The sequence below is a fragment of the Occultella gossypii genome, from assembly GCF_019947135.1.
GTDB classification, from domain to species: Bacteria; Actinomycetota; Actinomycetes; order Actinomycetales; family Beutenbergiaceae; genus Occultella; species Occultella gossypii.
In genome coordinates this window covers 16,438-39,192 of record NZ_JAGSHT010000006.1, presented here as the reverse complement: position 1 = coordinate 39,192, position 22,755 = coordinate 16,438, and the positions used below count along the sequence as shown (strand labels likewise).

21 protein-coding genes are annotated in these 22,755 nt (G+C 71.5%); 9 read left to right on the top strand and 12 right to left on the bottom strand.

Features of this window, described 5'->3' with window-relative positions; all coding sequences use genetic code 11:
* Positions 1 to 127: 127 nt before the first annotated feature.
* From cimA to KCQ71_RS06470, 3 genes are all read left to right on the top strand, one after another.
* Positions 128 to 1,735, top strand: coding sequence for a citramalate synthase (gene cimA, locus KCQ71_RS06480; RefSeq protein WP_223404050.1), 1,608 nt, complete (start codon positions 128 to 130; stop codon positions 1,733 to 1,735).
* A 130-nt stretch (positions 1,736 to 1,865) separates the two neighbouring features.
* Positions 1,866 to 2,915 (top strand): lipoate-protein ligase LplAB, encoded by a 1,050-nt coding sequence (gene lplAB / locus KCQ71_RS06475; protein ID WP_223404048.1) that lies wholly within the window; start codon positions 1,866 to 1,868, stop codon positions 2,913 to 2,915.
* A gap of 8 nt (positions 2,916 to 2,923) precedes the next feature.
* Positions 2,924 to 3,943 carry a diacylglycerol/lipid kinase family protein gene (locus tag KCQ71_RS06470; protein ID WP_308116615.1) on the top strand — a complete coding sequence of 340 codons (1,020 nt, stop codon included), beginning with the start codon at positions 2,924 to 2,926 and terminating at the stop codon, positions 3,941 to 3,943.
* A 19-nt stretch (positions 3,944 to 3,962) separates the two neighbouring features.
* On the opposite strand, the gene trxA is transcribed toward KCQ71_RS06470, so the two are convergent.
* The 3 genes from trxA to KCQ71_RS06455 all read right to left on the bottom strand — a co-directional run bounded on the left by trxA (position 3,963) and on the right by KCQ71_RS06455 (position 5,770).
* The gene (trxA, locus tag KCQ71_RS06465) at positions 3,963 to 4,373 is read right to left on the bottom strand and encodes a thioredoxin (protein ID WP_223404044.1); all 411 of its coding nucleotides are present in this window, start codon (positions 4,371 to 4,373) and stop codon (positions 3,963 to 3,965) included.
* Between the two features lie 66 nt (positions 4,374 to 4,439).
* Entirely contained in the window at positions 4,440 to 5,138 is a 699-nt protein-coding gene (locus tag KCQ71_RS06460; RefSeq protein WP_223404037.1) for a YggS family pyridoxal phosphate-dependent enzyme, read from the bottom strand.
* A complete protein-coding gene (locus KCQ71_RS06455) occupies positions 5,135 to 5,770 on the bottom strand; it encodes a pentapeptide repeat-containing protein (RefSeq protein ID WP_223404035.1) in 636 nt (211 codons plus the stop codon). Before KCQ71_RS06455 ends, KCQ71_RS06460 begins: the two co-directional genes overlap by 4 nt.
* 98 nt (positions 5,771 to 5,868) lie before the next feature.
* On the opposite strand from KCQ71_RS06455, the gene KCQ71_RS06450 reads away from it, so the two are divergent.
* Positions 5,869 to 6,258 (top strand): YccF domain-containing protein, encoded by a 390-nt coding sequence (locus tag KCQ71_RS06450; protein ID WP_154794939.1) that lies wholly within the window; start codon positions 5,869 to 5,871, stop codon positions 6,256 to 6,258.
* A 46-nt stretch (positions 6,259 to 6,304) separates the two neighbouring features.
* Here the strand turns inward: KCQ71_RS06450 and KCQ71_RS06445 are convergent, their stop codons facing one another.
* The 4 genes from KCQ71_RS06445 to KCQ71_RS06430 are packed head-to-tail and all read right to left on the bottom strand — an operon-like array spanning position 6,305 to position 11,782.
* Positions 6,305 to 7,513 (bottom strand): amidohydrolase, encoded by a 1,209-nt coding sequence (locus KCQ71_RS06445; RefSeq protein ID WP_223404144.1) that lies wholly within the window; start codon positions 7,511 to 7,513, stop codon positions 6,305 to 6,307.
* 52 nt (positions 7,514 to 7,565) lie between these two features.
* A complete protein-coding gene (gene ybaK, locus KCQ71_RS06440; protein ID WP_223404033.1) occupies positions 7,566 to 8,075 on the bottom strand; it encodes a Cys-tRNA(Pro) deacylase in 510 nt (169 codons plus the stop codon).
* A 1-nt stretch (position 8,076) separates the two neighbouring features.
* Positions 8,077 to 9,171 (bottom strand): DUF2510 domain-containing protein, encoded by a 1,095-nt coding sequence (locus KCQ71_RS06435; protein ID WP_223404031.1) that lies wholly within the window; start codon positions 9,169 to 9,171, stop codon positions 8,077 to 8,079.
* A 40-nt stretch (positions 9,172 to 9,211) separates the two neighbouring features.
* Entirely contained in the window at positions 9,212 to 11,782 is a 2,571-nt protein-coding gene (locus KCQ71_RS06430) for a DEAD/DEAH box helicase (protein ID WP_223404029.1), read from the bottom strand.
* Between the two features lie 95 nt (positions 11,783 to 11,877).
* On the opposite strand from KCQ71_RS06430, the gene KCQ71_RS06425 reads away from it, so the two are divergent.
* The 4 genes from KCQ71_RS06425 to KCQ71_RS06410 all read left to right on the top strand — a co-directional run bounded on the left by KCQ71_RS06425 (position 11,878) and on the right by KCQ71_RS06410 (position 15,816).
* Entirely contained in the window at positions 11,878 to 13,221 is a 1,344-nt protein-coding gene (locus KCQ71_RS06425) for a low temperature requirement protein A (RefSeq protein WP_223404027.1), read from the top strand.
* Positions 13,222 to 13,379: 158 nt separating this feature from the next.
* Positions 13,380 to 14,342: a tryptophan--tRNA ligase gene (gene trpS, locus KCQ71_RS06420; protein WP_223404025.1), complete on the top strand. Its 963-nt coding sequence runs from the start codon at positions 13,380 to 13,382 to the stop codon at positions 14,340 to 14,342.
* A 97-nt stretch (positions 14,343 to 14,439) separates the two neighbouring features.
* The gene (locus KCQ71_RS06415; protein WP_223404023.1) at positions 14,440 to 15,204 is read left to right on the top strand and encodes a glutamine amidotransferase; all 765 of its coding nucleotides are present in this window, start codon (positions 14,440 to 14,442) and stop codon (positions 15,202 to 15,204) included.
* Between the two features lie 120 nt (positions 15,205 to 15,324).
* Positions 15,325 to 15,816, top strand: a complete 492-nt coding sequence (locus tag KCQ71_RS06410) for a hypothetical protein (protein ID WP_223404021.1) — start codon at positions 15,325 to 15,327, stop codon at positions 15,814 to 15,816.
* A gap of 30 nt (positions 15,817 to 15,846) precedes the next feature.
* Here KCQ71_RS06410 and KCQ71_RS06405 read toward each other — a convergent pair whose 3' ends face one another.
* A complete protein-coding gene (locus KCQ71_RS06405) occupies positions 15,847 to 16,659 on the bottom strand; it encodes a serine hydrolase domain-containing protein (RefSeq protein WP_223404019.1) in 813 nt (270 codons plus the stop codon).
* A 174-nt stretch (positions 16,660 to 16,833) separates the two neighbouring features.
* Between KCQ71_RS06405 and KCQ71_RS06400 the strand changes: the two genes are divergently transcribed.
* Positions 16,834 to 19,005, top strand: a complete 2,172-nt coding sequence (locus KCQ71_RS06400; protein ID WP_223404017.1) for a prolyl oligopeptidase family serine peptidase — start codon at positions 16,834 to 16,836, stop codon at positions 19,003 to 19,005.
* A gap of 417 nt (positions 19,006 to 19,422) precedes the next feature.
* Here the strand turns inward: KCQ71_RS06400 and KCQ71_RS06395 are convergent, their stop codons facing one another.
* From KCQ71_RS06395 to KCQ71_RS06380, 4 genes are all read right to left on the bottom strand, one after another.
* Positions 19,423 to 20,181: a phosphotransferase gene (locus tag KCQ71_RS06395; protein WP_223404015.1), complete on the bottom strand. Its 759-nt coding sequence runs from the start codon at positions 20,179 to 20,181 to the stop codon at positions 19,423 to 19,425.
* A gap of 18 nt (positions 20,182 to 20,199) precedes the next feature.
* On the bottom strand, positions 20,200 to 20,574 hold the full coding sequence (locus KCQ71_RS06390) for a DUF2252 family protein (protein WP_223404013.1): 375 nt from the start codon (positions 20,572 to 20,574) through the stop codon (positions 20,200 to 20,202).
* A gap of 111 nt (positions 20,575 to 20,685) precedes the next feature.
* Positions 20,686 to 21,951 (bottom strand): glutamyl-tRNA reductase, encoded by a 1,266-nt coding sequence (locus KCQ71_RS06385; protein ID WP_308116614.1) that lies wholly within the window; start codon positions 21,949 to 21,951, stop codon positions 20,686 to 20,688.
* 45 nt (positions 21,952 to 21,996) lie between these two features.
* Positions 21,997 to 22,731: an alpha/beta fold hydrolase gene (locus KCQ71_RS06380; protein WP_223404009.1), complete on the bottom strand. Its 735-nt coding sequence runs from the start codon at positions 22,729 to 22,731 to the stop codon at positions 21,997 to 21,999.
* Positions 22,732 to 22,755: the final 24 nt, after the last annotated feature.

The window sequence follows — 22,755 nt, the reverse complement described above, 5'->3', positions numbered from 1 at the left end:
TGCCGGGGCCAACCATCCGGTGACGCCGATGGCAGCAGGAACATCCGATCCGCGCGGGCAGCACCCCGCTCCGAGCGAGGAGGATGAGGAGAACAGCAGAACCCGTACCACCCGGAAGCTGACGATCATGAGTACCGCATCGAAGCCCGACGTAGCCGATGTGCACGTCTATGACACCACCTTGCGCGATGGCGCCCAGCAGGAGGGGATGAACCTCTCCGTCGCGGACAAGCTCGCCATCGCCCCACTCCTGGACGAGCTAGGGGTGACGTTCATCGAGGGCGGCTGGCCGGGTGCGATCCCGAAGGACACGGAGTTCTTCGCCCGCGCGGAGAAGGACCTGACGTTCTCCAACGCCGAGCTCGCGGCGTTCGGCTCGACCCGCAAGGCCGGCGGCCGGGCGCACACCGACACCCAGGTGCGGGCGTTGCTCGACTCCGCGGCGCCGACGATCACGCTCGTCGCGAAGAGCGACATCCGGCACGTCGAGCGCGCCCTGCGCACCGACGGCGAGGAGAACCTCGCCATGATCGCTGACACCGTCGCGTACCTGACCGACGCCGGCCGCCGGGTGATCGTGGACGCCGAGCACTTCTTCGACGGGTACCGGTTCGATCCCGACTACGCACTGCGCGCGGTGACGACGGCGTTCGAGGCCGGGGCGGACGTCGTCGCCCTCTGCGACACGAACGGCGGCATGCTGCCGGACTGGGTGTTCGACATCGTCTCCTCGGTGCGCGAGCGCACCGACGGCCGCCTGGGCATCCACGCCCACAACGACTCCGGCTGCGCCGTCGCGAACTCGATGGCCGCCGTCATCGCCGGTGCTCACCATGTGCAGGGCACCGTGAACGGCTACGGCGAACGCACCGGGAACGCCGACCTGCTCGCCGTGGTCGCGAACCTCGAGCTGAAGTTGGAGATCCCCGTGCTCGGCGGCGCTGGCCTGGCCGAGGTCACCCGGATCGCGCACGCGGTCAGCGAGATCACCAACATCGCCCCGTTCGCCCGGCAGCCCTACATCGGGGCCAGCGCGTTCGCGCACAAGGCGGGTCTGCATGCGAGCGCCATCCGCGTGGACCCGGACCTGTACCAGCACATCGACCCGCGCAAGGTCGGCAACGATATGCGCATGCTCGTCTCGGACATGGCCGGCCGGGCCAGTATCGAGCTGAAGGGCCGTGAACTCGGCTTCGACCTCAGCGGCCAGAGCGACCTGCTCGGCCGGGTCACCGAGCGGGTCAAGGACGCCGAGGCGAACGGGTACACGTTCGACGCCGCGGACGCCTCCTTCGAGCTCCTCCTGCGCGAGGAGATCGCAGGGACCCGCCCTGCCTTCTTCCGTACCGAGTCCTGGCGTGCGATCGTGGAGCACACCCAACAGACCGGCGAGGTCAACGCCGAGGCCACCGTGAAGCTGCACACCGGCGACGTCCGGGTGGTGTCCACCGGCGAGGGTAACGGCCCCGTGAACGCCCTGGACGCGGCCCTGCGGCAGTCCCTGGTGACGGCCTACCCGGCGATCGAGGACTTCGAACTCATCGACTACAAGGTCCGGCTGCTGGACTCCTCCCACGGCACCGACGCCGTCACCCGCGTTCTGCTGGAGATGACCGACGGCCAGGACTCCTGGAGCACCGTCGGGGTCGGCCCGAACATTCTTGAGGCGTCCTGGGAGGCGCTGGTCGACTCGCTCGTCTACGGACTGATCCGCCACGAGGTGGTCCCGCTCTGACCGGCGGGCGCCGTCGCCGCAGGGCCGCCGGGCGACGGCGGACGATCCGCTGGTCACGAGCGCTCAGTCGGTCGGTGGTGGCGAGCCGCAGGAGGAGGCCGTGGAGCCGGGCGGCGCTTAGGGTGAGTACGTGACCAGAGGTGAATACAAGGTTCCGCAGGGCAAATTGGTGGCTGCCGAGGTCGAGGTCGCCGAGGGCAGGCTGAGCAGGGTCGAGATCAGCGGGGACTTCTTCCTCGAGCCCGACGAAGCCCTCGAGGCCATCGACGCCGCACTGACGGGTCTGGCCCAGGACGCCACGGTCACGCAGATGACCGAACTGGTCGCGGCAGCGACCGCGGACGCGCACCTGATCGGGTTCACGCCGCAGTCCGTGGCGATCGCCGTCCGGCGGGCACTCGGGCACGCGTCCGGGTGGAGCGACCACACCTTCGAGGTCGTGCACCCGCGGGCGCTCCCGCCGATCATGAACCTCGCCCTGGACCAGGTGCTCCTGGAGGAGGTCGCCGCCAAGCGGCGCGGCCCCACCCTGCGCCTGTGGGAGTGGGACTCGTCGTGCGTGGTGATCGGCTCGTTCCAGTCCCTGCGCAACGAGGTGGACATGGAGGCAGCCGACGAGCTCGGCGTCCAGGTGGTGCGCCGGATCTCCGGCGGCGGCGCCATGTTCATGGAGCCCGGCAACGCGATCTCGTACTCGCTGTACGTGCCCGGCAGCCTCGTCGACGGCCTCAGCTTCGAGCAGTCCTACGCGTTCCTGGACGACTGGGCCCTCGGCGCCCTGACCGAGATGGGCGTCGACGCCCACTACGTCCCCCTGAACGACATCGCCTCACCGGCCGGGAAGATCGGCGGCGCCGCCCAGAAGCGGCTCGCCAACGGCACCGTCCTGCACCACGCCACGCTGTCCTACGACATCGACGCGGACAAGATGCTCCAGGTCCTTCGGATCGGACGGGAGAAGCTCTCGGACAAGGGCACCAAGTCCGCCAACAAGCGGGTCGACCCGATGCGCCGACAGACCGGGATGAGCCGGGCCGCGATCATCGAGTCGATGAAGAACCACTTCCGCGCCCGGTACGACACGGTCGACGGCCTGCTCAAGCCCGAGGAGCTCGCCCGCGCCGAGCAGCTGGTGACGGAGAAGTTCGCCACCGCGCAGTGGCTCGAACGCGTGCCCTGAGCAGAGCCGTGAGCCGCCGAGACGCCCACCCGGTCGTGGCGCCCCGAGTCTCCGACGAGGGCGCCACCACAGCCGCGCGGCGGGCCGTTGTGATCGTCAACCCCACGAACGTCGATCTCGCGCGCCTGCGGACCGCGGTCGCCGCGGCGCAGGAGCAGTACGGGTGGCTGCCGACGGTGTGGCTCGAGACGACCATCGACGATGCCGGGCAACTGGCCGCGGGACGGGCGGTCGCGCATGACCCGGCGGTCGTGATCGTCGCGGGCGGTGACGGCACGATCCGGGCGGTCACCGAAGAACTGCATTCGACTGGCATCCCGATCGCCGTCGTGCCGGCAGGAACCGGCAACCTGCTGGCGCGCAATCTTGGCCTCATGCGCGACACGGAGACGGCCGTCCGCACCGCGTTCACCGGAGCCACTCGCCCCATCGACGTGGGGCTGGTCTCACTCGAGCACGATGACGGGTCCACGAGCTCGCACGCGTTCCTTGTGATGACCGGCGTCGGGCTGGACGCGCGCATGGCGACCGACACCAGCAGCGCGCTCAAGCGGCGGATCGGTTGGCTCGCGTACGTGGACCCGATCAGCAGGTCGGTCCTGGGCAACCAGCGCTTTCTGATCCACTACCGCGTGGACGGCCAGCGAGAACAGTCCATCCGGGCGCACACCGTGATCGTCGGCAACTGTGGCACCCTCACCGGGGGCATGGTCCTGCTGCCCGACGCCAAGGCCGACGACGGGCTCCTCGATGTGGTGCTGTTCCGCCCCATCGGGTTCTGGCAGTGGACGCGCGTGGCCACCCGCCTCGGTGTCGGCGGCATCCTGCATCGCTCCAGGAATGGCCGCGCCGTGCTGCGCGCAACCCCGGACCTGCGCGTCCTGCCCTACGTCCGGGCCCGCACGCTGACGGCACGGTTCGACCCGCCGCAGAGCATCCAGCTCGATGGCGACGGGTTCGGCCGGGTCGTCGCCGTCACGGTGACGCTTCGCCCCCGCGCGATCGGCATCCAGGTCCCGAGCGCCTGAGGCGCTCGGGACCGGTAGCTCAGTTGGTCGGTACGGCGGTGGGGTCCGCGGATCCCACCTCGGCCTCGCCGGCCTGCTGCTTGGCGACCTCTGCCCGGACCGCGTCCATGTCCAGGCCCTTGACGCCCTCGATGAGCTGCTCGAGGGACTGGCCCGGCAGGGCACCGGCCTGGTTGAACACGAGGATTCCGTCGCGGAACGCCATCAGCGTGGGAATCGCCTGGATCCCGGCCTGCGCGGCAAGTGCCTGCTCGGCCTCGGTGTCCACCTTGGCGAACGTGACGTCGCCGTGCTTCTCAGAGGACTTCTCGTAGACCGGCGCGAACTGGCGGCACGGGCCGCACCAGGACGCCCAGAAATCGACCAGCACAATGTCGTTGTCGGTGATGGTCTTCTCGAACTCGTCGGTGGTGACGTTGATGGTGGGCATTGCTCTCCTTGATCGACTGTCCACCTATCTCAACGACGGCCGAGCCTGGCTATTCCCCTCGAGGCGTCAGGCCCGTGCGCCGAACACCCCGGTACCGACGCGCACCATGGTCGCGCCAGCGGCGACGGCGACCTCGAGGTCGCGGCTCATGCCCATGGACAGCTCACGCGCCGCCGCGGTGCCGGGCGAACCCGAGGAGATGACGTCGTCGCGTGCCTGCGCGAGTGCGTCGTAGGAGGCGCGCACCCGCGCCGTCTCAGGGGAGTTGGCCCCGATCGTCATGAAGCCGCGCAGCCGCAGGTGCTCAAGGCCTCCGACGGCGGCGGCCAGGTCCGCGGCCTCGTCAGGGTGTACCCCGGCCTTGGTCGCCTCGCCCGAGGTGTTCACCTGCACGAACACGTCCAGGTCCCGGCCGCGCGCGGCAGCGGCCCGGTCCAGACGCCCGGCCAGCCTGGCCGAGTCCACGCTCTGCACGCAGTCCACCCAGCGCAGCACCGCGTTCACCTTGTTCGACTGCAGGTGCCCGATGAAGTGCGTGGAGTGCGCCACACCGATCAGGTCGGGCTCGGTCGCGGTCAGTTCCTGGGCCCGGTTCTGCCCGATCAGGGTGGTGCCGCTCGCCTCCAGCAGAGCCCGGATCCGGGCCGCGTCGATCATTTTGACCGCGAGCAGCAACTGCACGTCGACGGCGGGGCGTCCGTTGGCGAGGGCCGCCGCGTCGATCCGCTCCCGCACCCGGGCGAGGCTGGCGACGTCGTCGCTCATCGGCGTGCGTTCGAGCCGTCGGGGTCCTCCGTCAGCCGGATACCCAGGTGCTGGGCCAGCGACGGCAGCACCGAGGTCGCGTCCGACCACGCCAGGGTGGCGCCCCGCAACGAGTCCACGCCGGTGGCGCCCGCGAGGTCGCACCCGGTGAAGGAGACCCGGTCGGCACGCAGCCCGGCGAAGCGGGCCTCGGTCAGGTCGCACTCGACGAACCGGACCCGCAGCATGGTCGCATCCGAGAAGTCCGCCTGTCGCAGTCGGGCGCCGGTCAGCGTCACGTCGGTCCACGTGGCCGAGTGCGCGGAGAGCAGGTCCGCCTGGACGCCCTCGGCGGTGACCTCCCGCCAGCGCGAGCGCAGCCACGACGATCCGGTCAGCCGGGCGTCGTTCAGGGATGTCCGCACCAGCCCGCAGTCCCGGGTGGTGAGTCCGGCGAGGTCGGCGCCGTCGAGGTCCACTCCGGTGAACTGGCACCGTTCCCACGTGCCGCCACCGGCCCGCACCCGCCGCAGGGTGACCGAGTCGAGGTCCAGCTCGTCGATCTCGGCGCCCATCCACACGGCGCCGTCCAGGGCGACGTGGGACAGGGTCGCACCGCACAGGTCCTCGGGGGTCATCGCAGCATCGTCCACCTGCCGGAGCCTACCCACGCTTGTGGGTGGCGAGCGGGTCGGTCTCACCGGTCCCGGAGTTCTCCGACCGCGGTGTCGTGGAATGAGAGAATGGTCGGGTGCGCACGATCCTGAACATCATCTGGCTGGTCTTCGCCGGGTTCTGGCTGGCCGTCGGCTACGCCGTGGCCGGCGTGATCTGCTGCATCCTGATCATCACGATCCCGTTCGGGATCGCGTCGTTCCGGATCGCGAACTACGTGCTCTGGCCGTTCGGCCGGGAGGTCGTCAAGCGCCCGACGGCGGGGGTGATCTCCGGGATCGGGAACGTCATCTGGTTCATCGTGGCCGGGTGGTGGCTCGCGATCGGGCACATCATCACGTCGATCCCGTTGTTCATCTCGATCATCGGGATCCCGATGGGGTGGGCCAACCTGAAGCTCATCCCGATCTCGATGACCCCGCTCGGCCGGGAGATCGTCACCACGCACGAGCCGTTCGCGTCCTGACCCGGGCGCGGCGTGCCCGCGCGCCGGGTTCAGGACTGGTCGGTACTCAGTCGCGCTCGCGGACCCCGAGTTCGAGCGAGTACTCCTCGCGGCCGTTGATGAACACCCGCTGCGCGCGCGAGTAGACGTCGAGCGGGTCTCCGGACCAGATCACCACGTCCCCGTCCAGTCCCTCCCGCAGTGCGCCTACACGGTCGTCGAGCCCGAGGAACTGGGCCGGGTTGATGGTCAGCGCCTTCAGGGCGAGGTCGCGGTCGAGGCCCTCCTTCACCGCGAGGGAGGCCTGGTGCACCAGGAAGTTGATCGGGACCACCGGGTGGTCGGTGGTGATCGCGATCCGCACGCCGGCCTCGGCGAGCCGGGCCAGGTTCGCGATGTCCCGGGTGCGCAGCTCCACCTTCGAGCGGGACGTGAGCATCGGGCCGAAGATGACCGGGATGTCCTTCTCGGCGAGCACGCCGGCGATCCGGGCGCCGTCGGTGCCGTGGTTGACGACCAGCCGGTAGCCGAACTCCTCGGCGAGCCGGATCGCGGTGGCGATGTCGTCGTGGCGGTGGGTGTGCTGGTCCCAGATGAGCTCGCCGTCGAGCACGGCGACCAGGGTCTCCAGGCCGAGGTCCCGCGCGAACGGCTTGCCGTCGGTTGCGGCACGGGCGCGCTCGGCCGCGTAGTTCTGTGCGGCCACGAACGCCTCGCGGATCACCTTCGCGACCCCGAGTCTGGTGGCGGGCGTCTGCTTGCGTTCGCCGTAGACGCGCTTCGGGTTCTCCCCGAGCGCGGACTTCACGGACACCGCGGTGCGGAACGCCTGCTCGTCGACGGTCCGCGCACCCCAGGTCTTGAGGGCCACGGACTGGCCGCCGATCGGGTTGCCCGAGCCCGGCTTGATGACCGCGGCGGTCACCCCGCCCACCAGCGCGTCCCGGAACCCGAGGTCGTCGATGTTGATGGCGTCGATCGCCCGCAGCGCCGCACCGTTGGGGTTCGTCATCTCGTTCGTGTCGTCACCGGCCGGCCCTTCGGCCTCCTCGTGCACGCCCAGGTGCGCGTGCGGCTCCACGAAGCCGGGCAGCACCCAGCTCCCGGCCGCGTCCACGATCTCGGCCCCCTCGGGGACCTCCACGTCCGCGCCGACGGCGCGGATCACGCCGTCGACGATCAGGACGGTGCCGGACTCGATCGGGTCGCCGTCGATCGGGACGAGATATCCACCTGTGATGGCGACGGTGCTGCTGGTGACGAAGGATGTCTGCATGAGCACCAGTGGTATCACCTGGGGCCGACCGTGCGCGATTCCCTGCCGTGTCTCAGTGCGCGATCGGCGCGAAGGTGCCCCCGGTGACCGCGGCCAGGTCCGCGGGAGCGAGCCCGATGTCGAAGCCCCGCCGCCCGCCGGAGACGTACATCGTCGCCAGCGCCTGCGCTGAGGAGTCCACCACGGTCGGCAGCGCCGTGCGCTGCCCGATCGGCGAGATCCCACCCATGACGTAACCGGAACTACGCTCGGCCGCTGCGCCGTCGGCCATCGTCGCCTTCTTGTGCCCAAGGGCCCCGGCGATCGCCTTCAGGTCGAGCGAGCTGCTGACCGGCACCACCCCGACCGCGAGCCCCGAGCCGCGCAGCCCGTCGACGTGCACCACGAGGGTCTTGAACACGACCTCGGGCGGCACGCCGAGCGCGGCGGCGGCCTCCAGCCCATAACTGAGGTCACTGCCCGGGTCGTGGGTGTACGGGTGCGTGGTGAAGGTCAGCCCGGCACGCGTCAGCGCCGTGGTGGCGGGCGTCCGGGGAGCGGCCGCGGCCCTCTTCCTGGCCACGTCAGGGCCCGGTGACCGTGATGTCGACCGACGTCGCGTTGCCGAAGTACTCGGTCACGATGACCACGAGCGGCCCGGCGGCGAAGGACTCCTCCAGCAGCGGGTCGTAGTCGCCGGCGTCATAGTCCCGGTCGTCGTTCACCAGGAACCGGCCGTCGGAGTCGAACGTGTACAGGCTCGGGTCCTCGCCCTCGGTGTCCGCGACGTCGACGGTGTAGGTGCCGGCCTCGGGCAGGTCCACCACGGCGTAGTACGCGCCCCCGGACGGGATGTCGGCGGACGCGCGTGCGCCGAGCTCGAGCCGGTCGGAGATCTGGGTGGTGGTGAGCTGGAAGCCGGCGTCCGCGCCGTTGTGTTCGGACATCACCACCTCGTACTCGCCGGCGGTCAGCGTCACGAATGCGAGCGGGTCGAGCGAGACCCCGCCGAGCTCGGACAGGTCGCGGCCGCGGTCGTCATTGCCGCCGAGGGACGCCCCGCCCGCGTCGCGCACGTCCAGCTCGAGGTCCAGGGTGCCGTCGTTGGCGCGGGCGTCCAGCAGGTAGGTGGCGTCCTCGGTGATCGTCAGGGTGCCCACCCAGGTGCCGCCGCCCGGAACCTCGCCGGAGGAGTTCCCGTCGACGACCACGCTTCCGGTGTTCGTCTGGCCGCCGCCCTGCGGTCCCGAGGTCGACGGTCCGGCGGTCGGGTCCGGGTCGGAGGGGTTGCGCCCGTTCACGAGCCACCAGCCGACGCCCACCACCAGCATGATCACGAGCAGGGATACCGCGACCACGGCGGCCATCCCACCCGGCGTGCCGCGCACCCCGGAGGTGAACACCTTCGTCTCGTCCTCGCCGCCCTGGGGCTGCGCGGCCGGTCCCCACGTGGAGGACGTCGGCCAAGCGTTCGGTGTGGCGCCCGGGGCGACCATGACGTCCGGGTGGTTGGCCTGGGCGAGGTAGGGATAGTCGGCGGCGGCGGTCGCGGAGCCGTGCACCTCGGCGGCCTTGGGCGCGAGCGGCGTGTAGTACTCCGTCCAGGCGTCCCCGTCCCAGTACCGCTGACGGTTCTCGCCGTCCGGGTCGGGGTAGAAGCCCGCTACCTTGTCGCTCACCCCGCCATGGTAGGCGAGGCTCCTGGCCGGGCCCGCCGCCTCACGGGGCAGAACTGACCATCCCGACGTCCACCATCCGCAGGACCGCCCGGCCCAGCTCGGCGCTCGCGGCCAGGTCCACGCTCGCCCGGAACCGCCAGTCCCGGTCGCCCTCGGGGTCGTCGAGGACCTGGGTGACCTCCCAGTGCTCGGCCCCGGGGGAGATGCTGGTCATCGACGCCGAGCGGGCCGCCGCACCGATGCCGAGCTCGCCGTACTCGGCCCAGTACTCGTCCATCGCGTCGGCCCAGTCGTCGGCGCTCCAACGCTGGTCCTCGGGCAGGCCGGCGTCGAGCTGGGCGAGCCGGTCGTAGTCCTCCCGGGCGGCCAGCTCCACACGGCGGAACATCGCATTGCGCACCAGGATGCGGAACGACCGCTCGTTCGCGGTGATCGGCCGGTCGGCGTCGTCGCCGCCGAAGCGGGCCTCGTCCGCATCGGTGCCCGACGGCGGCGGCTCGCTGAGCGCGACGGCTGCGTTCTGCAGGCCGCTCTGCAGGGCCTCCCACTCGGCGAGCAGGGAGGAGTCCACCTGTCGCACGGCGTCGCCGAGCCACTCGATGATCTCGGTGAGCTCCTCCGTGCGGGCGGCCGCCGGCACCATCTGGCGCAGCGCCTTGTAGGCGTCGGTCAGGTACCGCAGCACGACGCCCTCGCTGCGGGCCAGGCCGTACCGGGAGATCACCTCCGAGAACGTCATCGCGTTCTCCACCATGTCCCGCACCACGGACTTGGGTTTGAGCTCGTAGTCGTCCACCCACGGGTTCGCGGTCCGGTACTCGGCCAGGGCCGCGGTCAGCAGCTCGGCCAGCGGCTTCGGGTGGGTGATCTCCTCGAGCGCTGCCATCCGCTCCTCGTAGTCGAGGCCGTCCGCCTTCATGGCACCGATCGCCTCGCCGCGGGCGGCCTTCTCCTGGGCGATCAGCAACGGGCGGGGGTTCTCCAGGGTGGCCTCGATCACCGAGACCACGTCGACGGCGTAGTCCGGGTCCTCCGGGTCGAGCAGTTCCAGGGCGGCCAGGGCGAACGGGGACAGCGGGGCGTTCAGGGCGAAGTCCGCCGGCACGTCCCGGGTAAGCCGGATCCGGCGCCCGAACGCGTCCGGCTCAGGCAGCTTCTCCACCAGGCCGGCGGCGCGCAGGGACCGGTAGATGCCGATCGCGCGGCGAACGTGCAGGTTCCGGTCCGTGGGCTCGTCGTGGTTGTCGGTGAGCAGCCGGGCCAGGGTGGCGATCGCGTCGTCGTCGCGGCCCAGCACTCCCAGCACCATCGCGTGCGAGACCTGGAACTGGGACGTGAGCTTCTCCGGCTCGGCGTCGCGCAGGCGCTCGAACGTCTTGTCCGTCCAGTTCACCACCCCGGTGGGGGCCTTCTTGCGCACGATCTTGCGGCGCTTACGTTCGTCGTCGCCGGCCTTCGCGAGCGCCTTCGCGTTCTCGATGACGTGCTCGGGCGCCTGCACGATCACCTCGCCCACGGTGTCGTAGCCGGCGCGGCCGGCCCGCCCGGCGATCTGATGCAGTTCGCGAGCCGACAGATGACGCGAGCGGACGCCGTCGTACTTCGTCAGGCCGGTGAGCACCACCGTGCGGATCGGCACATTGATGCCCACGCCGAGAGTGTCGGTGCCGCAGATGACGCCGAGCAGCCCGGCCTGGGCAAGGCGCTCCACGAGCCGCCGGTACCGCGGCAGCATGCCCGCGTGATGCACGCCGATGCCGTGCCGCAGCAGCCGGGACAGGGTGGCCCCGAACCCGCGGGCGAAACTGAAGTCGCCGATGGCGTCCGCGATCTGCGCCTTGCGCTCCTTGCTCGCGACCTGGATGGACGTCAGCGACTGCGCCTGCTCGACGGCGGCGGCCTGGGTGAAGTGCACCACGTACACCGGGGCGCGGTGGGTGCCGAGCAGCTCCAGGACGAGCTCGTGGAGTTGTTCGGTGGAGTAGGTGAACGTCAGCGGCACCGGGCGTTCGGTGTTCGCGATCACGGCGACGGGCTTCTTCGTGCGCCGGACGAGGTCCTCGGCGAAGAAGGACACGTCGCCCAGGGTCGCGCTCATCAGCACGAACTGGGTGCGCGGGAGTTCCAGCAGCGGCACCTGCCAGGCCCAGCCGCGCTGGGGGTCGGCGTAGAAGTGGAACTCGTCCATGACCACCTGCGCGGCGTCGGTGTCCGCGCCGTCCCGCAGGGCCTGGTTCGCGAGCACCTCGGCGGTGCAGCAGATGATCGGGGCGTCGGTGTTGATGGCCGAGTCGCCGGTCATCATGCCGACGGCGTCCGCCCCGAAGACCTCCACGAGGTCGAAGAACTTCTCGCTCACGAGCGCCTTCAGCGGTGCGGTGTAGTAGCTGCGCTGCCCACGTGACATCGCCACGTAGTGCGCCGCGACCGCGACCAGGGACTTGCCGGACCCGGTGGGTGTGGACAGGATCACGTGGGCGCCGGTGACGATCTCCAGCAGCGCCTCCTCCTGGTGCTCGTACAGCGTGAGGCCGCGTGAACTCGCCCAGTCGGTGAAGGACTCGACCAGGGCGTCGTCGTCGGTCGGGTCGGCAGGCGGGGAGAGTGTCATCGTCTCCAGTGTCTCTCGGATCCACCCGGGTGCGCGCCGCCACCGGGGGCGCGCGCCTGTGAGCACTCCTGAGCACAGGAGTAGGTTCGGTCCCCGTGACAACCGCGGAGCACACCGGGGCCGACCGGCACGCGTCCTGGCTGGAACTGTTCTTCGACCTCGTCGTGGTCGCGGGCATCGGCGCCCTGACGCACCTGCTGCACGCCGACCATGGGCCGGAGGGTCTGGCGCTGTACGTGATCGCGTTCGTCGCGTTCTGGCTGGTGTGGGCGTGCTTCACCACGTACAGCAACATCGCCGGTGAGGGGACGCGGGCCCGGCCGATGCTGCTCGGCATGGCCGCCCTGGCCGTGATGATGGCGGCGGTGCCGGAGATCAACGGCGAGCACGCGACCGCGTTCTCGATCGCGTACGTGATCGGCCGGATCCTCGCATCGCGGCCGTTCCAGCGAGGGACCGTGGTGCTGGATCTGCCCGTCGTCCAGGCGCTCGGGGGCGTGGTGCCCTGGATGGTGTCCTGGTGGTTCGACGGATCGGTCGTCTACGTCCTGTGGGCGATCGGCCTCGCGATCGACGTGGGCGTGCTGTTGCTGATCTCCGGGCCGAGACTCGCCCGGAACGCCCAGGAACACCTGGACGGTCTGCGGGACCGGATCGACGGGGGCGAGCGTCGCGGACGTGCCGCGCGCCGCGGCGCGGCCCGGGCCGTCCGGCCGGGCCGAGCGGGTCGAGGCCCCGCGGACGGTGCCGATGACCTCGTCGGATCGGCCCGCGGGCGGGACTCGCGCCGCGGCGGTCGGGAACTGCCGGACACGGTCAGCACCCTCACCGGGGACGAGGCGCACCTGGGTGAGCGGCTCGGGCTGTTCGTCATCATCGTGCTCGGCGAAGGCATGATCCAGGCCGTCGCGGCTGCCGGCGAGGCCACCTGGGACGCCCGGCTCGCACTGGCCGGAGCGGGCACGTTCGTGCTGCTGGTCACCCTGTGGGCCCTCGCCGTCCGTGGCGGCTACGCCGGTGTCGCCCTGCTCGGCACGGGCGCCGTGTCCCCGCGTGCGGCGTGGCCACTGCACCTGGTCACGACCGGCGCGCTGGCCACCCTGGTCGCGGTCCTCGGCGGCGTCCTCGCCGAACCCGGCGAGTCGCTGACGGCGGATATGCGGTGGCTGCTGCTCGTAGCGTTCGGCCTCCACGGGCTGGTCGGCGCCGCGGTGCACCTGGTGCTCGGGATCCGCCGTGACGACCCACGCGGCAGGCAGACCGCTCTGCTGCTGGCCGTGCCGACGATCGTGGCCGGGGCCGTGATCGTCGTCGCCGGGGATCAGCTCGCGGCCGTCGGGCAGGTCTGGGTCCTCGCGGCGGCCCTCGTGGTGAGCTATGCCGGCTCCGTGCGGAGCTCCCCGCGACCCGAGGACACCGGTGCCCCGCGCCTGGCATGATGACCCGCATGCTGACGACGTACCGCTCCATGCAGTGGTGGCCCGCCTGACCGGCGGACCACGTTCGAAGCATTCAACGAAACGGCCGCCCACGGGCGGCCGTCTGCGTTTCACCGACTGATCGGCAGCACCCGTGGGCTCGCATCGAAGGAGTCCCGATGATCAATCTGTCCATGCTCAAGCCCACCGGTCACCTCACCCTGGGGAACCTGCTCGGCGCACTGCGCCCGATGGCCGCCGCGCAGCGCTCGCCGGCGGGGAGCATCTGCTACTACGGCGTCGCCGACCTCCATGCCCTGACGGTCGACCATGACCCCGCCCGGTTGCGGGCCCTGACCACCGAGATGGCGCGACTGCTGCTGGCAATCGGGCTCGACCGGAGCACGCTGTTCATCCAGAGCCACGTGCCCGCGCACGCCGAACTGTCCTACCTGTTGGAGTGCACGGCGCACATCGGCGAGCTGAACCGGATGATCCAGTTCAAGGAGAAGGGTCGCAACCGGCCCTCGACGCGGGTCTCACTGTTCACCTACCCGGCGCTGATGGCTGCGGACATCCTGCTCTACCGGCCCACCACCGTGCCGGTCGGCGACGACCAGCGCCAACATGTCGAACTCACCAGGGACCTCGCGCTGCGATTCAACCGCACCTACGGCGAGGTGTTCACGGTCCCAGAGATCGTCACCGCGCCGGCCGGGGCGCGCGTGATGAACCTGCAAGACCCGGGCTCGAAGATGGGCAAGTCCGACGATGACGGCGGTGGGATCATCCACCTGCTCGACCCGCCCGACGTGGTGCGCCGGAAGGTCGGTCGCGCCGTGACGGACTCGGACGTCGGCGTGGGCTCGGTACGGCCCGATCGTGCGGCCAAGCCCGGAGTGACGAACCTCCTCGACATCCTCGTGGCCTGTGGCGGCTCGGCGGAGGGCATCACGACCTACGGCGGCTTGAAGGCTGCGGTGACCGACGCGGTCGTGGCCGAGCTCGAGCCGATCCGGAATCGGTATGCCGACCTCGATCCCGGCGAGGTGTCATCGGTGTTCGCGTCAGGTGCGGAGGTCTGTCGTCGAGCCACTGCCCCCATGCTCGCCGCAGCTCGGACGGCGATGGGGCTGGTGTAGCAGCTCCCCGCCGGCCGGCCGGGAGCGGGGTGACCACGGACTGAGACGGAACCCGGCCCCGCCAGGGCGACCGGGCGCCGTCGGGAAGACTTGCGGCATGCGCCCCTTCCTCCTGCTCGCCTCCCGTGCGGAGCAGGCGGCGGCCGATGAGGAGTACCGCAGCCTGCTGCGCCACGGTGGGCTGCGTCCCGACGAACTGGTGCGGGTGCGTCTGGAGGCCGGGTCCGTCGTCGACCTCGACCCGGCCGACTACGCGGGGGTGATCATCGGCGGCAGCCCGTTCACCGTCTCCGACCGGCGCAAGTCGCCCGTGCAGCGCCGGGTGGAGGCCGACCTCGGCGTCATCGTCGACGAGGTGCTCCGACTCGACCTGCCGATGCTCGCCCTCTGCTACGGCGTCGGAATCGTCGGCGCCCGCACCGGCGGCGTGGTGGACGCCACCTACGGCGAGGCGACCTCCGCCGCCGAGATCCGGCTGACCCCCGACGGCGCCGCGGACCCGTTGCTCGCAGGCCTGCCGGCGCAGTTCCAGGCCTATGTCGGGCACAAGGAGGCCGTCACGGTGCTGCCGCCGGGTGCCACCGTGCTCGCGACGTCCCCGACGTGCCCGGTGCAGATGTACCGGCTCGGCCGGCACGGCTACGTCTCCCAGTTCCACCCCGAGATGGACCTGGCCTCGGTGACCACCCGGATCGAGGTCTACCGCGACTCCGGTTACTTCGACGCCGCCGAGATGGCCGCCGTGCTTGACCGGGTCGCGCGGGCGGACGTGAGCGCCGCCCACCACCTGGTGCGGGCATTCGTCCTGCGTTACCGTGGCGCCGCGGTGCAGCGCGCGGACGCGGAACTGCTCGCCGGCTGAGCGCGGGTGCCGACCGCCCGGGGGAACTGACCGGACCCGGCGCGCAGGCGTTGACGGGTTGAGTAGCCTGACTCTGAACCTGCGAAGATGCCGGCCCGGCGTTCGACGAGGAGGTCGTCCATGGCGGACCGCATGCGCCGGTCCTGGTACGTCGGACTTCTCGTGCTCGTGGTGAGCGCGTGCTCCGCAGGCGGCACCGGGGACGGGCCGACTCCCACGCCCACCGGGGGAGCGGTCGAGTTGGCGGTGGCGCAGGCCTGCACTGCCGGCTCCGGCGCGGACTGTGTTCCGGTCAACGGCGAGCACGTCGAGGTCAGCGCCGCGGAGTTCTCGCGTGCCGGCGTCGCGGAAGCCACCGCCGTGCCGGACGCTGGGGAAGGCGACGCGGTCGACCTGACGTTCGATCCGGACGGCGCGGCGGTCCTCCAGGAGTTGTCCGCGCAGGCCGCCGGGGCCGGGGAGACGGCCCGCCTCGTGATCAGGGTCGGCGAGACGCTGGTGTCCGCCGCCGCCGTGCCCGAACCTCTCGAGGAGGCGGCCGGAAACGTGCGGATCGCGCTGCCCGATGGCACGAGCGCCGCCGACGTGGTCGAGGAGATCCGGGCCGGCTGACGCCGAGCGACGACCGCGCCAACGCCGCGGTCAGGCCCGGTGCGCGGTGAGGATCTCCTCGTTCAGCAGCGGCCACAGCTCGCCGTGCACCTCGGACTGGAACGTGCGGGCGCCCAGGAACGCGGCGACGAGGCCCGCGTCCGGGTCCACCCAGACGAAGCTGCCGGACTGGCCGAAGTGCCCGAACGTGGCGGGGGAGTTCGAGGCACCGGTCCAGTGCGGGGACTTGTGGTCGCGGATCTCGTAGCCGAGGCCCCAGTCGTTGTGGTCCTGCCGCCCGAACCCGGGCAGCACCCCGGAGAGTCCCGGGAATGCGACGCTGCGGGCCGTCTCGCCGAGGTCCGCGGAGATCAGCGTCGGCGTGAGCATCTCGAGGCCGAGGGCGAGCACGTCGTGGGTCGAGCCGCTCGCCGCGTGCGCGGGGCTGCCGTCGAAGGTCACGCTGGTCAGCTCCAGCGGCTCGAGCACCGCGGTACGGGTCCACTCGGGGAACGGCACGCCCACCGCCGCCGCGACGTGCTCGCCCAGGACCTCGAAACCCTGGTTCGAGTACACCCGGCGCAGCCCCGGGCGCTGCAGCGCCGCTCCCGCCTCGAACGGCAGCCCGGAGGTGTGCGCGAGCAGGTGCCGCACGGTCGACCCCTCCGGGCCGGCGGGGTCGTCGAGGCCGACCCGCCCCTGATCCACCGCCACCAGCGCCGCGAGCGCCGCCAGCGGCTTCGTCACCGACTTCCACGGGTGGACCTCCTCGACGTCGCCGTCGAAGGAGAGCACTTCGCTCGCGGACGAGACCGCCAGCGCCACCGGGAAGTCGAACCGGGCCAGGGTGGGGTAGGAACTCATGCGCCCAGCCTGCCACGCCGCGAACGTGCCGAAGGCGCGCCGGCTCAGGACGAGGTCGCCCACCCACGTGGGGTCCGTCTCGTTGGATGGTGACGCGACCAGACCCGTCGCGAGCGGCTGGATGGTGACGAGCCGGTCGTCGTTGGCGTGGGCGAGTGCGGTTGACTGGGACCCATGCCTCTCGACTCGAGCCCTGCACCCCTGAACTACCCGTCCGCCCACCGGTCCGACGTCGTCGACGTCCTGCACGGGCTGAGCGTCGCCGACCCGTACCGCTGGCTCGAGAACCCTGACTCGGACGAGACGCAGGCGTTCGTCGCCGCGCAGAACACGCTCAGCGAACCGATCCTGGCGGCGCTGCCCGAGCGCGCCGCGTTCGCCGACCTCGTCTCGCGGATCCTGCACGCGCCGAGCGTGGGGCTCCCGCACGAGCGGCACGGTCGCACGCTCGCGTGGGTGAATGACGGGACCGCGAACCAGGACTGGCTCGTCGTCGCCGACGACGGCGGCGTGCCCTCGCTCGAGGACCGCATACTGCTCGACCCGAACGGGCTCGACAGCGCTGGGACGACGGCGGTGACCAGCTGGTCGGTGAGCCCGGACGGGGAGCTGCTCGCCTATGCCGTCGCCGAGGCGGGCTCGGACTGGCGCACGATCCGCGTGCTCGACGTCGCGACGGGAGCCCTCCGGCCCGACCAGATCGCCTGGACGAAATGGGTCGAGCCCACCTGGTTGCCCGACTCGAGCGGCTTCCTGTACTGGGTGCACGACGCCCCGACCGGCGCGACCTTCGCCGACGTCACCGAGGCGGGGTACCTGCGGCTGCACCGGCTCGGTGACGCGCCGGCGGACGACGTGACGGTGTGGCACCGGCCGGAAGCGCCGAAGTTGTTCGCGTACCCGGACGTCGCGGGGGACTGGCTCGTGATCAGGTACGCGGCGGGCTCCTCCGGGCCGAGCGACCTCGCGGTACGGCGGCTCGTGCCGGGGCCGCGTGGTGTCGACGTCGACACCGACGAGGTCGCACTGACCTCGGATGCGCGCGCCCGGTGGGCGGTCCTCGGCGCCCGTGGCAGCCGGCTCGTCCTGCACACCGATGACGGAGCACCGCGCCGTCGGATCGTCACGATCGATCCCGACGGCGTGGGTGCGGGTTCTGTGCCCGAGTTCCGCGAGCTCGTGGCCGAGTCCGCGGACGGCGTGCTCCGTCCGGAGTCAGCGCTCACGGCGGACGGCCTCGTGCTCGTCTACTCCCGCGACGCCACGCACCGCGTGGTGCTCGCCGGTTTCGAGCAGGCGGACGACGATGGCGTTCCGGTCGGCGTCACCGAGGCGCGCCGCGCCGTCGACCTCGGCGACGCCGTGACCGTGGCCGGCCTCGACGTGGAGGAGGGCTCCGCCGTCGTCCATGTCCGCACCGTCTCGTTCACCGACGCCGGGACGAACCACCGGGTGGTCACCGCACCCGCGCCGAAGCACAAGGTGCTGGCCGCGCCGCGCGGCGCGTTCGAGGTCGGCGAGGTGTCCGTGACCCGGCCCCGGGCGACGTCCGCGGACGGCACCGAGGTGCCGATGTTCCTCGTCCAGCGCGCGGACCTGGCGACCGGTGCGCCCCGGCCCACGCTCCTGTACGGCTACGGCGGGTTCCGGATCGAGGTGAACCCGGAGTTCCGGGCGATCTTCGTCGCTTGGGTCGCGGCCGGTGGCACGCTCGCGGTCGCGACACTGCGGGGCGGCGGGGAGTACGGCGAGCAGTGGCACGACGCGGGCACGAAGGACCGCAAGCAGAACGTGTTCGACGACCTGTACGCCTGCGCGGAGTGGCTCCGCTCGTCCGGCACGGCATCCGCGGTCGCGGTCCACGGGCGATCGAATGGAGGGCTGCTCGTCGGCGCCGCGATGACCCAGCGGCCCGAGCTGTGGGCGGCGGCACTGCCGACCGTGGGCGTGCTCGACATGCTGCGCTTCCACCGGTTCACCGTCGGCTGGGCGTGGTGCAGTGACTACGGCGACCCGGATGACGCGGCGGAGTTCCCCGCGCTGTACGCCTACTCACCGCTGCACCGGGTGCGCGACGACGTCGACTACCCGCCAACGCTCATCTGCACCGGCGACCACGACGACCGCGTGGTCCCGGCGCACTCCCTGAAGTTCGGGGCGGAGCTGCAGCACGCCCTGTCCGGCGAGACCGCAGGGTCCGGGCCGGTACTGCTGCGCGTGGACACCCGTGCCGGGCACGGAATGGGCAAGCCCAAGGACGCCCAGGCGGCGGAGTTCGCCGACCAGCTCGCGTTCGCGGCGCATCACACCGGGCTAGATCCGGAGCTGCCCGTGGCGGACGCCTGAGGTGGGGCACGTCAGGTGCTAGGCGTCTGTTTCCGGGGTCGTTGGGCCGGCGAGGCGCCATATGACGGAGATCGTGGCGACGAGAGCGGTAATTGCCAGGGCTGAAACTCCGTAGAACTCCAGCGAGTAGTCGGCGACGAGGTTCCAACTGTCGGCGGAGTCACCGCGACACCAGAGGCGTGGCGGGAAGGGCTGCGTGCGCACCTGGGGGTCGTCCCCGTAGGCGTAACAACCAACGGGTGTGTTGCGTGTGACGGCCGGCATCACGGCAAGGATCACGCCGCACACCACCATGGTCGGCACGGAAAGGATCAGGGTGGCGCCTCGAGGTGCGGCAACCTCGTCTCCTGGCAAAGCCCCTCCGGTATCTCGTTTGTACGGGTGATTCCTACCACACGCCGGCGCGCCGCTGTCGAACTACTCCACCAGATCGCGGTTGGCCCGGGACCAGGCGACCCGGGCGGCCAGTACGTCGAGGTACCCCTCGTGCACCCACCTGGCCTGGGGTTGCACGCCCGCGTCCGCGAGTGCTCGAACCTGGTCGGCCGTCGCCTCCTGCCGTGCGATGACGGCGTCCACGAGGCCTGCACGCGAGTCGAGCCCGTATTCGGCTGCGAACACCTCGATCCGCCGGCGTCGGTCAGGCGGTGACGTGAACCCGTGCCAGCGCACCGCCTCGGCGTCGTCCCGGAACGGCGCGAAGTACTCGAGCGCATACGCGACGTCGTCGAGCGCCGGGCCGGGGTAGGCGTGATCCCAGTCGAAGAGGCCGGTCGCCACGCCAGCGGTCCAGGTCATGTTCCACGGCCCCGGGTCACCGTGGCAGATCACGAACGTGCCGCCTGCCGCAGCCGCTCTGGGCGGGTGCGCCCACCGCGCCCCCGAGGGCGGACGCCACCCGCGGGTCGCGTCATGCACCGCTCGCAGGAGTCGGGCGGCGGAGGCCAGCCCTCGTTCGGTCGCCTGATACGGCCAGCACGCCGGCCCGGCATCGCCCGGCACCAGGCGGACGGTCTCGACGTCACCCTCGATCCCGAGTGGCTCAGGGACCACGTCGGCCAGCCCGCTCGCGGTCAGGTGGCGCAGCAGGGCGTGCACGGTGGGCGTCCAGGCCTGCGCGGGGCGGTGCACGACGTCGCCGAGGACGGCGACCCGCAGCCCCTCCGGTTCGCTCATCCGATCAGTTCACCCCAGCTACGGCTGGTCCGCCAGCGTGACCCGCCCGTCGTCGGCGGCCGCGCGGAGCGCGTCGAAGTCACGCCGGGACTGGTCCGCGTAGGCGTACGCCCACTCCGTGATCGCATCGGTGAGCGCGGCCCCACTGCCGATGTAGCCGACGATCGTGCTCGCCGTCGGGCTCTGCGAGTGGGCCCGGGCCAGGATGGCCGCGCAGGCGGTGACGTACTGGCGGAACGTGGCCGGGTCGAGCTCGTCGAGGTCGATCGACCCCTTCATGTCGTGGAACTGCCGCAGGTAGTAGTCCCGGCCACCCACCTGCACGTGGCCGAGGTAGGGATCGGACACCCCCTGGAGGACGCGTTCGACGATGTGTCTGCCGGCCCGCCGCATGCGCGGCCCGTCGCGTCGGATACCGCTCGATCCTGTTGTGGCCGGTCACGGTCACATCATTCACCCCGCACGGAACCGCACGCCCGCTCGGGTGGATCGGGCAGCGAGGGTTCAGCCGATCCGGCGGTAGGTCACGCCCAAGGTGTTCTCGTCGTGCGGCGGGACGTGCAGCCCGTACAGCGTCCCGAGCGCGTCCGTGAGCTCCGGCAGCCGGCCCTGTGCGGCCAGGTCCCGGGCCCGGGCGGTGGGGGAGTGCACGAGGACGCCGGCGAAGTGTCGGAGCGCCCGCTCGACGTCCTCGGAGTGCTCGCCGCGCTCGCGGGCGCGGGCGATCTCGGCCTCGAGCAGTTCCTCGATGTGGCCGCGGTAGGCCACGATCGCGGGCCCGGCGGTCTCGGCGGCCGTGCGGGTCTCGAACTCGCGGGTCGCCGCAGCCACCAGGTCATGGGCCTGCGCACTCGCGTTCAGCTCCGCCACGGGGGCGTGCCTGCTGATCGTCTCCAGGTCCAACAGGTCCACACCGGGCACGGCCGTGACGTCCTTGGCGACGTTGCTGGGCAGACCGAGGTCGATGACGAGCAGTGGCCCTGCCTCCGTGCTCCGGGCGGGTACGAGTCGTCCGGCGTCCAGGGCCAGCACGTTCGTTGAGGTGATGACCAGGTCCGCGCGCCCGAGCGCGGCCGCCAATTCGGCCGCGCCGACGGGCCGCACACCCTCACGGCTGGCGAACGTCTGCTCGCGCCCGGACGGTGAGGACACGTCCACGGTGCCGACGCCGCGTTCGCGCAGCGCCGCCAGGGTGGTCCGCGCGTACGCACCTGTTCCGATGATCAGCACCCGGGCCCGGGCCCACTCCGGGATCCGGCTCTCGGCGAGGTCCAGCGCCAGGCGCACCATGGACCGGCCGGCCGCGTTGATACCGGTCGTGTTCTTCACGCCGCGGGAGGTGGTCGAGGCCATCTGGAACAGCCGCTCCAAGGCACCGGTCGTGGCGCCGGCGTCGCGGGCGTCGCTCAGTGCGCGGCGCACCTGGCCGGCGATCTCATCCTCGCCGACCACCACGGAGTCAAGGCCGCTGGCCACCGCGAACAGGTGCGCAGCCACCCGGCTGGAGGTCATCACGCGGGCCTTCGCCCGCAGGTCATCCGTGGTCAGCCCGGCCGGACCGGCGAGGCGTCCGAGCGCGGTCTCGACGGCCGCTTCGACGTCCGCCTCGGACTCGGCGTCGACGTCGAGGTAGGACTCGTGCCGGTTGCACGTCGCGACCACGACGGCGCCGCGCACGCCCGCATCGGCGAGATGCGTCGTCGGGTCCGGATGTGCTGCGGAGAGTCGCTCGAGGACCGCGAAGCTCGCGGTCCGATGGTTCGCACTCACACACACCAGCACGCCCGCCATCGTACGTCCGCGGCCCGCCGATCGTTATGACGCGGTGTCGGAACCCTCGCCCACGATGTGCGCGAGGGTGGCGGCCAGAGGTGCGGGGTGGGAGACCATGCCCATGTGTCCACCGGGGACCAGGCCCAGCCCGAGGCCCAGCCGGTCCGCGGCGATCCGCCGCTGGAACGCGGGTGGGAAGAGCCGGTCGTCGGCGAATGCGAGCACGCTGGTCGGCAGTTCCGGCCACGCCGGCAGCGGCCAGGGGCTGGCGAACGGCGTGGCCGATTGTGGTCGATCCCACGAACTCGCCTGCTCGATCTGCCCCGGTGTCAGTCCGTTGTAGAACAGCGACTCGAGGGAGTCGTCGGGTTCCCGGTTCGCGGCAAGATCGGCGTCGCGGCGCGCGGCGGCCTGCCCGGTCGCCTCCCACCAGTCGCCGGGTGTCTCCCCGGGCCGCGGCACCATCGCCGAGAGCAGGACCATCCGCGCCGAGGCCAGCCGCTCGGCGGCGAGCGGTGCGGTGAAGCCGCCGAACGAGTGGGCCACCAGCACGACGTCCCCGGGATGTTCCGCGGTGACGGCGAGGACGGCGTCCGCATAAGCGCCGAGGTCGGCGCTGTCGTCGGCGCAGGGGAGGTCGACCGCCACCGAATCGAGCCCGACGGCCTCGAGCGCGGTCTGGAGCGGTTCCCAGTAGCCGGGGTCCGACCCGGCGCCCGGAATGAGCGCGAGAAGTGGCCGGCCGTCGGTGGTCCGGTCCTGCGGCGACGTTGTCATGGTGGCTCCCGATGGGTCGTGCGG